This window comes from Nonomuraea sp. H19, from assembly GCF_052068215.1.
Lineage (GTDB): Bacteria > Actinomycetota > Actinomycetes > Streptosporangiales > Streptosporangiaceae > Nonomuraea.
This window is the reverse complement of record NZ_JBQHCV010000074.1, coordinates 1-10,542: the sequence shown is the minus strand read 5'-3', so window position 1 is coordinate 10,542 and position 10,542 is coordinate 1. Positions and strand designations below refer to the sequence as shown.

The 10,542-nt window shown below is 67.4% G+C and carries 7 protein-coding genes; 3 read left to right on the top strand and 4 right to left on the bottom strand.

From position 1 onward, the window contains the following. From ACTMTI_RS55965 to ACTMTI_RS55950, 4 genes are all read right to left on the bottom strand, one after another. The coding region (locus ACTMTI_RS55965) for a family 43 glycosylhydrolase (RefSeq protein ID WP_441129247.1) at positions 1 to 1,921 on the bottom strand (1,921 nt) is incomplete at its 3' end. Between the two features lie 423 nt (positions 1,922 to 2,344). After that, on the bottom strand, positions 2,345 to 4,582 hold the full coding sequence (locus ACTMTI_RS55960; protein WP_441129246.1) for a carbohydrate-binding protein: 2,238 nt from the start codon (positions 4,580 to 4,582) through the stop codon (positions 2,345 to 2,347). Between the two features lie 31 nt (positions 4,583 to 4,613). Continuing rightward, positions 4,614 to 6,119 carry a galactose-binding domain-containing protein gene (locus tag ACTMTI_RS55955; protein ID WP_441129245.1) on the bottom strand — a complete coding sequence of 502 codons (1,506 nt, stop codon included), beginning with the start codon at positions 6,117 to 6,119 and terminating at the stop codon, positions 4,614 to 4,616. Between the two features lie 151 nt (positions 6,120 to 6,270). Continuing rightward, positions 6,271 to 6,495, bottom strand: coding sequence for a hypothetical protein (locus tag ACTMTI_RS55950; protein WP_441129244.1), 225 nt, complete (start codon positions 6,493 to 6,495; stop codon positions 6,271 to 6,273). 1,050 nt (positions 6,496 to 7,545) lie between these two features. On the opposite strand from ACTMTI_RS55950, the gene ACTMTI_RS55945 reads away from it, so the two are divergent. The 3 genes from ACTMTI_RS55945 to ACTMTI_RS55935 all read left to right on the top strand — a co-directional run. Next, the gene (locus tag ACTMTI_RS55945) at positions 7,546 to 7,911 is read left to right on the top strand and encodes a hypothetical protein (protein ID WP_441129243.1); all 366 of its coding nucleotides are present in this window, start codon (positions 7,546 to 7,548) and stop codon (positions 7,909 to 7,911) included. A gap of 227 nt (positions 7,912 to 8,138) precedes the next feature. Further along, on the top strand, positions 8,139 to 9,188 hold the full coding sequence (locus ACTMTI_RS55940; protein WP_441129242.1) for a glycosyl hydrolase 53 family protein: 1,050 nt from the start codon (positions 8,139 to 8,141) through the stop codon (positions 9,186 to 9,188). Positions 9,189 to 9,200: 12 nt separating this feature from the next. Then, a partial coding sequence (locus ACTMTI_RS55935; protein WP_441129241.1) for a right-handed parallel beta-helix repeat-containing protein occupies positions 9,201 to 10,542 on the top strand: 1,342 nt, incomplete at its 3' end.

The window sequence follows — 10,542 nt, the reverse complement described above, 5'->3', positions numbered from 1 at the left end:
ACGTCCTGACGAGTGCGAGGTCGTCGACGAACAGGTATCCGTTGCCGGAAGTCGCCCGGATCGTGATGGTGGCCGTGCCGGCGGACACCGGGATCTCCGCGAGCTCGCGTCGGGTCCAGCCGCTGGATGCTGGGATGTTGAGCGTGCGCGAGGCACCGCCAGCGTCCGTGATCGTCACCTGCGCGGCGCTGAGTGAACCGGTGGTCCTGGCGAACGCGGACAGCCTGTAGACGCCGGCCGACACAGTGATCTGTTGCCGCACGCCACCCGCGTAGGACTGCGTGCCCCCGATCCGCAGTGCGAAGCGCGACCCGTTCGCGCCGCCGTCGACGTTGGTCACCAGGGAGGTCGGCCCCGACTCGCGGAAGTTGGTCCATCCCTGAACCTGGGAGACGATGATGCGGTCGGCCTGGAAATTGGGGTTGAGAGCGTAGTTGTTGGCCGGACCGACACGCCACTCTCCGGTCGTGGCGTTGAACTGCCATTGGCTCACGGAGTGGAACTGGGGCCGGGCGCCGGTCTTGGTCACCGGCATCCACTGGTTGTAGCCGATGCCGTTCCAGGCGAAGTCGGCCCAGCGGTCGCCGGCGTAGATGACCGTGTTCTGCTTGGTTCCCTTGACGGTCACGAAGAACCCGGTCTGGGTCACGTGGCTGTAGTCCATCTCGGTGCCGGCGAGGGTGTACTCACCGGTGTAGGAGCCTTGAATGTTGCTGCTGGTCGACTCGATGACATGGGTGACCGAGGTGTTCCAGCCGTGCAGGTCCGAGGCCGCGTGGTAGTACTTGCCGTCGAGCTTGAACATGGCGTTGCCCTCGCGCCCGGCGGAGTTGTAGCCGATCTGCACGGCGGGCTCCACCCGCAGCGAGTCGGACTCTCTCAGCTTGGAGACAAAGGCACGGGAGCGCCCTTCCCGGTTGGAGAAGATCAGGTAGTCCTTCCCGTCATCGTCGGTGAAGACGGTCTGATCTCCGGTGCCCGTCGTGGGAGAGTTGACAACCTGGGTCTGGAAGTAGGCGTAGTCGAAGGTGTCGGTGGGCGAGTCGCCCTGGAGGAACAGAACCCCGTCACCACCCATCGACGGGAGATACGCCTGCACGACCAGCACGTACTTGCCGGTGTTCTCGTTGTAGGAGACGCCCAGCCGGCCTACCCAGCCCGCCTGGCCAAGGGTGGCTCCGCCGGCGAGGCTTGTGGAGCGCGTGGCGACGCGGTTCTCGAATTTCCAGTTCACCAGATCCTTCGACGAGTACACGGGGATCGAGACGAACGTGACGTCGCCGTCGTACTTTCTCGTCGGATTGGCCCGATAGAGTTCGGCGCCCGTGTAGTGCACGCCGTACCAGTAGTAGGTGTCGCCGAACTTGAAGACACCGCCGCCTTGCGAATAGATGGGGTTGCCGCTCGTGTCGTTCCAGAAGACATCGTTCGTGATGGTCTGGAACGTCCCCTCGTCGGCGGCCAAGAGGTTGCCGGCGGCGGTCGTCAGCGCCGTCTTCGCGGCGGCGACTTCCGCCGCGGTTGCCGAGGCGTCGGCGGCGACGCCGTCTGCGTTGGCCAACGCCTTGGCGAAGGGCACCCAGGAGTCGCTCGTGTACTTACCAGCGGGGCGGGTCTTGTAGTCCGCGACCAAACTCTTCAGGCCACGAACCATGACCAGACCATCAGCGGCCCTCTGGAGTTTCTCGCGGGCGGTGGCCTCGTCGCCTCCTCGTTGAGTGAGTGAGTCCCTGGCCGAGGAGAAAGCCGCCCACGAGCTGGCGGTGTAGTCCGCGGCAGAGTAGTGGGAGACGTGGCTGTCGCGAGCCGCCAGGGGTTCAGCCGCCGCGGCGGGGACACCGGATGCCGCCACTGACATGACCAGCCATGCCGCAGCGACGAGCCCTCCCCGCTCCAGTGTTTTACGTAAGGTACCGATCATGGTGCTGCCTTTCGTTCATCGCGGCGCCGGCGCTCTCACCCGCTGACGTCGAGGTGGTCGACGTTGGGCAGTCCGGTCGCAGTGGTCGGATCCAATCGAATGGCCAAGAGAAGTAGCTGAGGTATCGGCCGCCTCGCAGTGGGTGTGGTCGTCGGCGAAGAATGCGCCGACGGGACCGCAGGTGTAGTCGCCGTTGAACGGCTAGAAGCCCAGGCCGTTGTAGAGGGTGTAGCTCACTTTGTGGAGGTCGATGACCGGGGCGCCGGTGGCCCTGCCGACGTCGAAGGTCTCGGTCAGGAATCCGCGATTGGGCGTCTCCGTGGTTCCGCCCGGCTGGCTACCGGGACTGCACGGCCACGAACCGAAGGCGGTCGTATCGGTCCCTGGCGCCGGAGGGCGCCGGGGAGCCGGTCAGCTATGTGTTCAGCGGACGTAGATGCTGGGCTGCGGCGGGGTGCTCATGCCGTTGCCGAGGAAGAAGCTCGGGTGCGGCGGCTGGTTGTAGGCGGTGTTCTGCCAGGCGATGGCGACGCGGTACTGGGCGTCGTGCATCAGGGTGTAGATGCGCCGGTCGGTCGGGGTGGGGGTGGCGTAGATGCGCAGTGCGGCGTTGTCGTCACGGGGCAGGATGATCTCTTCACGCCAGTCGCCGAACAGGTCGCCGGACAGGGACGGGGTGGATTTGGTGCCGTTGATGGAGTGCGCGCCGGAGGCGGTGAGCAGGCGGGTGTCGCTGCTGGTGCCGTACTTGTCGACGTGGTTGCCGTCCAGCAGCTCGCGCACCGGGTCGCCGTCCCACCAGGCCAGGAAGTTGTAGCTGCCGGGGTTGCGCCCGACACTGCCGCCGGAGGCGTTGAAGAGGCTGCCCAGGCCGGTGCCGGACCCCCAGAACTCGCCGCCGGCGTTGCCGGGGTGGATGTCCGCGGCCACGCCGCGAGCCGGGCCCTCGCAGTTACAGGTGTTGTTCTTCTGCATGATGATCGAGCCGGTGTCGGCATCGCGCAGCGTGGCGGAGGCGCCGGAGCTCTGCTCGTGGATCATCCAGATCTCCTTGCCGGCACGGCCGGGCACGAAGTCTCCGACGTGCAGGGCGTCGCCGTGGGCGTAGAAGCTGGTGGTGTAGCGGCCGGTGCCGTTGGCGTTGATGGTCATGCCGCCGTAGATGATCTCGTCGGTGCCGTTGCCGTCGACGTCGGCGATGGACAGCGAGTGCGCGCCGCGGCCGGTCCACTGGCTGCCGGCGCTGCTGGAGTCGAACTTCCAGCGCCGGGTGAGCTGGCCGTCGCGGAAGTCCCAGGCGGCGATCGCGCTCTTGGCGTAGTAGCCGCGGCCCATGATGAGGCTGGGGCGCTGGCCGTCGAGGTAGGCGGTGCCGGCCAGGAACCGGTCGCCGCGGTTGCCGTAGTTGTCGCCCCAGTCGTTGATGTTGCCGCGGGCCGGATCGAAGTTCACCGTGGACATGGCGGCGCCGGTGAGCCCGTTGAACATGGTCAGGTATTCGGGACCGGTGATGATGTAGCCGTTGGAGTTGCGGTGCAGGGCGCTGCCGTTGCCGATCACCTGTCCGGTGCCGGAGACGGTGCCGTCACCGGTCTTGACCGCCAGCTCGGCCCGGCCGTCGCCGTCGTAGTCGTACACCTGGAACTGCGTGTAGTGCGCGCCGGCCCGGATGTTGCGGCCCAGGTCGATGCGCCACAGCCGCTGGCCGTTGAGCCGGTACGCATCGATGTAGACGTTGCTGGTGACCCCGGACTGGGAGTTGTCCTTCTGATCGCTGGGGTCCCACTTGAGGAAGATCTCGTACTGCCCGTCGCCGTCCGCGTCGCCGACGCTGGCGTCTCCGGCGGTGTAGTTGCTTCCCGGCCGGGAGATCGGCACGTCCAGATAGTTGCCGCCGGTGAAGCGCAGGGACGGCTCGGACGCGGCCTGTTCGGCCCCGTTCACGACCGCTCGGACGGTATAGGAGGCGTCCGCCGGCGCGCCGTTGTCCAGGTAGTTGGTGGCGCCGGTGAGAGGCGAGGAGTTCAGCTTGGCCGAGCCCCGGTAGAGGTTGAACCCGGTGCTCATGCTCTCGGTGCCCAGCAGCCGCCAGGACACCAGGTTGCCGCTGCCCGAGCGCACGCTGATCAGGCCGCGGTTGAGATCCTCCATCTGGCGGCCGGTCGGGGTTGGGCCGCCGCCCTGGTCCGTCTCCAAGTAGTCGATGTTGGCCAGGCCGTCGGCGGCGGTCGGGCTCAACCGGATGATGTTGTCGCCCGCGTTCAGCGACACGGTCAGCGTCTTGGTCACCCACGTCGTCCAGGCGCCGGTGGGGTCGAACGCGCTGGCGGCATGTGCGACCGCGCCGTTGACCAGCACGTCTGCGGGACGGCCCGCGGTCCCGCCGTTGGCGTACCGGATCGCGATGGTGGCATCGCCGGCCGCGGCCGCGGTCACGGTGAACTGCGCCGCCGCGCCGGCCGCGTTGTTGCCGTTGCAGAATCCGCTGCCGGAGAAGCCGGCGTGGTTGGACTCGATGAAGCCGTCGCACGTGGCCGGCGCGCTTTCCGCCTCGTAGCGGGTCGCCGCGGAGGCTTCCGCGGCCATGACGAGGCCTGCGGCGGCCATCGTCAGCGCGACGCCGGCGGACAGCAGCGCGGTGCGTGGTCTACGTAAGGACATGAGGGAACTCCAACAGGTAGGTCGGGGGTGGTTATCGCAGGTACGGCACCGGGGACAGGTTCAGCTCGCGCATGCGCCGCAGGACGAGCCTGGCCATCTCGTTCGCGCCGTGCGCGGAGAAGTGCGTGTTGTCATTCAGCTCGGTCAGGTAGAGCGCGGCCGAGGCGTTCGGGCCGAGCCCTTCCACCAGCGCCTCGCTCGCAGCGGTCAGGTCGATGAGCGACGTGTTCTGCGCGGCCGCCACCTGCCGCATCGTCGCCGGGAGATTGGCGCCCACACCGTTGACGTGCAGCGCCGTCGAAGTCAGCGTGCCGTCGGCGGCGAACAGCCGACGCACCGGAGGCGTGACCAGCACCGGCGTCCCGCCCTGCGACCGCACCTGGGTCACCAGGCTGGTCAGGTTCGAGGCGAACGCCGAGGCCGTCGTCGACTTGTCGTTGTGCCCGAACTGGATCAGCACCATGTCGCCGCTCCGGATCAGCGGTTTCATCGCGGGGAACAGCGCCGCGTTGGACAGGAAGCTGCCCGAGCTCTCGCCCGAGTCGCCGTAGTTGGCCACCGACAGGCCCAGCTTGAAGTACTGCGGGAGCTGCTGCCCCCACCCGGTGTACGGCGCGACCGGCTGGTCGCAGACGGTCGAGTCGCCCGCGAGATACAGCACCGGCCCACTCGCCGGGGCCAGCCCGATCCCGTTCAGCTCCGGCGAGTGCCCGGAAAAGACCAGGTCAAGCCCGGGCCTCCCGGTTCCACCCTGGCCGGTCGGCTGCCCCTCCGGCTGGCGCACGTTCAGCGTGAACGAATAGCGCGCATACGAGCCCGCCGCCGTCGATACGGCAGGCAACACCGAACGGCGGGCCTCCGCCTGCACGCTGGTCACGCCCGGGCCGGCCGGGTCGCCCAGGACCACGGTCACGTCGTAATTGCCCGGCTGGACGTCGAAGTGGCAGGTGATCGGCGAGGTGCCGGTGCACCTGGAACGCAGTGCCGGATCCGGCGCCGGCCCCGGCGGGGTGCCGGTGTCGGCGCCGAAGACCTTGAAGTCGGCGATACTCGCCCACGTCGACGCCGCGAGCCCGGTCACCGTGATCCGCACGTACCGCGCGGTCGCGGTGAAGGCGTCGCTCTGCACCTGGGCGGCGGTCGTGCTCGCCGTCCGGTCGGCCACCCGCGTCCAGGCCGAGCCGTCGGTGGAGACCGAGACGTGGTACCTGTAGGTGCGGGCGAACTCCCAGCGCACCTCGGTGCCACTCAGCGTCTCCGCGCTTCCGAGGTCGACCTGCCACCAGTGGCCGGTCCTGCCGTCGACGGCGCACCAGCGGGTGGCGGTGTCGCCATCGTTGGCCAGGGACGGGCCGCGACCGGACTGGCTGGAGTCGGCACTCGCGGCCTTGCCCAGCGCCAGATCCGTCACCGCCCCGGCCGGCGTCGCGAGCGGCACGGCCAGCAGGCCCACTAGGAGGGCGAGGAAGGTGAGAACGACGAGCCTCGAAGAGCCCGGCAGGTCGGGGACGCGGCCGGCTGACCGAGAGGAACCCATGGTGATTCCGCGCTTTCTCGTGAAGGTCTGCAGTGGCACGGCGCCGCCTGCACGGCGGGCCATCGGCTTCTTGCGGGCTGGTGTCTCAGGTGCCACGGGCCCTGGCCTGCCGGGAGGGCGGGGTGCTCGGCAGGCACGGTTGCCCTCGGGCTTACGGCGTCCACCTGACGTGGGGATTGAGGTGGCCGCTCCAGTTGAAGACGGCCATGTTGTCCCACTCGTTACCGCTGCTGTTCGCGCCCAGATCCAGCGCGCGTCGCAGGGAGGAGACGTCGGCGCCGAGCATGCCGAGCGAAGCGGCGGCGGCGTGGGCCGGTTGCCCGGCGGGGACAGTCGCGGCGGCGCATGACGCCAACGCCACCAAGATCCTTTTCATGGGTCCTCCGGCGGTCGGAACAGGGATCGAGAAGCAGGGGTCACCGCAGCACCTGCCCATGTAGATGGCGCGGCCGACCCCGCACGGCTGGCGGTGTCGCCGGCTGCGGACACGGTGGACCGGCCCAGTGGCACCCGCGTCCTGGGACGCAGGTGGGGGGATAGTTCACATGGGCGGGCTGGTGTCGACGGTCGCAGTTAGGCGGATGTCGTTTCACCGCATGTTCTGCGGCGGCGGGCAATGGCGGGGATCGGGCGCGAAGTCGCGAGTGGGGTGGGGGATGCGACCACATGTCCTCCTCACAGACTGGATGAAGCTCTGTGAACGTGCACAGTAATGCAGAGCATGGCGTACTGAAAGGGCCTGTTTGAAATCCGAGGTAAGGGCGCTATGAGCAAGCAGGCCACTGCAATCGTCGGCGAAAAGGCCATCTTCCTCTCTGTGTACGTTCCCAGAGAGTGCGATCTCCGGAGTGCGGACGTGAAAGTTTCATGCGCCCCCCTCCATCGGGCGCATGGAGAAACCGGCCGACCGCGCGGGCGTGGCACAGCGAACCGGATGACGTCAGGAGTCTTGGCGGGGACGACCGGTGCTCTGTTGTAACCGGTTCGGCCGGCCATGCCGCTGGAGTCCGCCGTGGCGGCCGTCGACCGTCCCGACAGCCCGATCCCGCCACGTCGGCGGCGAGCCGCTTGCTCGGAAACCGCATGCTCGCAGCCGCCTCACCATGCAGGCTGCCTGCTGAAGACCACCACCGCGCCTGCTCCGTTCGCCACGCCATCTCTTGCCCCTTTGGGGGAAGAGTCGTCGATGTCGGGCTCGGGTCGAAGCGCAAGGCGGCGCCAATGTTTGGTGCAGCAGAGAGTCCCTGTCGCGGAAGCTGTCCACGTCGACAGAGCACTTGTGCGGCGAAGGACGGGGCGCCGAGTCGAAGACGCCGGAGAGCATCTCGAGGGCTGAGAGAAACGGAAGCCTTGACGAGCTGATGTCAGGCTCCTACGCTTGCGCCGTTATATCGATTTAACTGCTCCGACCCCCCTAGGAGCTCCCATGCGCCCCACTCGATTAGCCCTCACGATCGAGGCCGCCCTCGTGTGTGCGCGTGCTCCCGACCACGCCCGCCGACGGCCGGACCACGCACGGGGCAGAACGCCTCGGCCGTGTTCGGTCGCCACGACGACACCTGGTGGCATATCTCTGAGCTGGCCTTTCCTGGGTATCAAGGTGACCGGAGCCGGGACGGGCGGCAGAGTGAGTGCCGGCTTCAGCGTCTACCGCGAGGGCCGGCCGATCGCCATGGTCACCGACAGCACCAACTACCTGGAGCCCGCTGGCACGCCTGCCGCCAAGTACGCCATCGCCCCGATCGCGAGGGGCAGGGAGGGCAGAAGCACTCCTGCCCGCGCTGTGGGATGAATCGTTTCATGTCGTCCAGCTCCTATGCCCGCCGATGGCTGTGGCCTGGCTCAGCCCGTTGGGGCACGCCCATCTCAACTGAGTCGTGCCCGTAGCCCGGGATCGTCTCGTCGTTCGATCGACCGCCGGCGCAACCAGGAGTCCTTCGCAAGCCGGCGGTTCGGCGGTTGCCCACTGTCATGTCGAAGACCACAGCAGACATCTCCGCATCGAAGGGATCTCATGCCATGACCGGCAACGAAACAGGTAACCCCGGCGGCGTGCGGCGGCGTACCGTCCTGCTCGGCGCGGCGGCCGGCGCTGGCGCGCTGGCGCTGGGTACCAGCGCCGTCCGGGCACGGCAGGCAGAGGCCGCCTCCTTCATCAAGGGCGCGGACATCAGCTGGATGCCGCAGATGGAAGCACGCGGCTACTTCTGGAACAACCGGTCCGGCCAGCGGCAGGACCTGTTGACCATCCTCAAGGGCTACGGCATCACCGCCGTCAGCCTGCGCACCTGGGTCAACCCGTCCAGCGACCCGGGCAACGGCCACTGCAGCATGCCGGAGACCGTGCAGATGGCACGGCGTTGTACGGACGCCGGCCTGCAGGTGCTCATCGGGTTCCACTTCGGGGACACCTGGAACTCGGTCGGCGTGCAGAACCCGCCGGCGGCGTGGGCCGGCATGAGCTACAGCCAGATGCTCACGGCGATGCGCACCTATGTCACCAGCTCGATGAACCAGCTCAGGAGCGCCGGCGTCACACCGGACTGGGTCAAGATCGGTAATGAGACGAACTCGGGCATCTGCAAGCCCACCGGCAGCATCAGCCGGCCGAACCAGATGACCGGTCTGCTGAATGCCGCCTACGACTCGGTCAAGCAGGTCTTCCCCAGCACCCCGGTGCTCATTCACCTGGCCCAGCCGCAGAAGCTCGACAGTATTCAGAACTTCCTCAACGCCTACCGCGGCAACGGCGGGAAGTGGGACATCACCGGCCTGTCCTCGTACGCGCAGGGCGGCAACGTGGCCCCCGTGCTGAACAACATGAGGACCATCCAGACCAGCTACGGCAAGCCGGTCATGCAGGTGGAGTACGGCGGCCCGGTGGGCAAGCCCACTCAGGTGCACGACTCACTGCGGGCGTTCATCACAGGGATCAAGGGCTTCGGCGGTCTGGGGACCTTCTTCTGGGAGCCCGAGGGCTACCCGTCGTTCAACTACTACAACAGCTCGGCCTGGGACGAAGGCAGCAAACGTCCCACCGCCGCCATGGACGGCTTCCTCAACGTCTGACGGAGTTCAGTGATGAAACGCTGCATGACGGTGGCGCGTGCCGCCTTGATCGCGACAGTCGTGGTGGGTTCTTCGACCGCGTTCATCACCACGTCCGTGGCGGCCGGCAACGCGGCAGCCGGAGCCGTCTACTACGTCGCACCGAACGGCAGCGACAGCGCCTCGGGAACGCAAGCCGCTCCATGGGCCACGATCGCCCGTGCGCAAGCTGCCGCCCAGCCGGGAGACACGGTCTACTTCCGGGGCGGCACCTACACCTACACCCGCGCAAACGGCAACTGCACGAGTCAGACGGCCAGAGTCGACGCGATCACCCTGAACAAGAGCGGCAGCTCCGGCAACCCGCTCCGCTACTGGGCCTATCCCGGGGAGAAGCCGGTATTCGACTTCTCCCGCATGATGGACAACTGCCGGATCAAGGGATTCAGCGTCACAGGCAGCTATATCCACCTCAAAGGGCTGGAAGTCAGGGGCGTGCCGCAGAACAACAAGCTGAACGCCGAGTCCTGGGGGATCTGGGTTTCGGGCAGCAACAACATCTTCGAGTTGATCAACACGCATCACCACATGGGAACCGGCCTGTTCATCAATGGCGGGGGCGGCAACTTGGTTCTCAACTCCGATTCGCATGACAACTACGACCCGAACAGCTCGGACGGGCCCGGCGAAAACGCCGACGGTTTCGGTGCCCACTACACGCCGGCCGGCCGTCCCGCGAACGTGTTCCGGGGCTGCCGCGCGTGGTGGAACGCCGATGACGGTTACGACCTCATCTCCACCTACTCGCCCGTGACCATCGAAAACTCGTGGTCCTGGCGCAACGGCTACCTGCCGGGGACGACGACGCCTTCCGGCAACGGCGCCGGCTTCAAGGTAGGCGGCTTCGGCGCCGAGTACGACGCCGGCGCGGTGAAGCACACCGTCCGCTTCTCGGTGGCCTTCCTCAACAAGGCGGCCGGCTTCTATTCCAACCACCACCCGGTGGCCAACGATTACTTCAACAACACCAGCTACGGAAACCGCCCCGACTTCAACATGCTGGGAATCGACGCAAGCGGCGCCGCCGTCGGCCGGGGCAACCTGCGCAACAACATCGCCTACACAGGCACGCTGACGTCGAACATGACCGGTACCAGCTCCGCGTACAACTCCTGGGACCTGGGCGTCACCCTGTCGGACTCCCAGTTCCAGAGCGTATCGACCTCCGGCTGGGACGCGCCTCGCCAGGCAGACGGTAGCTTGCCCACGCTGCCCCACCTGCGCCTTGCCGCGAACAGCACGCTGATCGACAAAGGCACCGACGTCGGCCTGCCCTACACCGGGCAGGCTCCGGATCTCGGCGCCTTCGAGCAGC

Bases quoted from the DNA above. Each gene is read 5' to 3' on its own strand.
- ACTMTI_RS55960 (WP_441129246.1), bottom strand. From the start codon at position 4,582: ATGTCCTTACGTAGACCACGCACCGCGCTGCTGTCCGCCGGCGTCGCG.
- ACTMTI_RS55955 (WP_441129245.1), bottom strand. From the start codon at position 6,119: ATGGGTTCCTCTCGGTCAGCCGGCCGCGTCCCCGACCTGCCGGGCTCT.
- ACTMTI_RS55950 (WP_441129244.1), bottom strand. From the start codon at position 6,495: ATGAAAAGGATCTTGGTGGCGTTGGCGTCATGCGCCGCCGCGACTGTC.
- ACTMTI_RS55945 (WP_441129243.1), top strand. From the start codon at position 7,546: ATGCGCCCCACTCGATTAGCCCTCACGATCGAGGCCGCCCTCGTGTGT.
- ACTMTI_RS55940 (WP_441129242.1), top strand. From the start codon at position 8,139: ATGACCGGCAACGAAACAGGTAACCCCGGCGGCGTGCGGCGGCGTACC.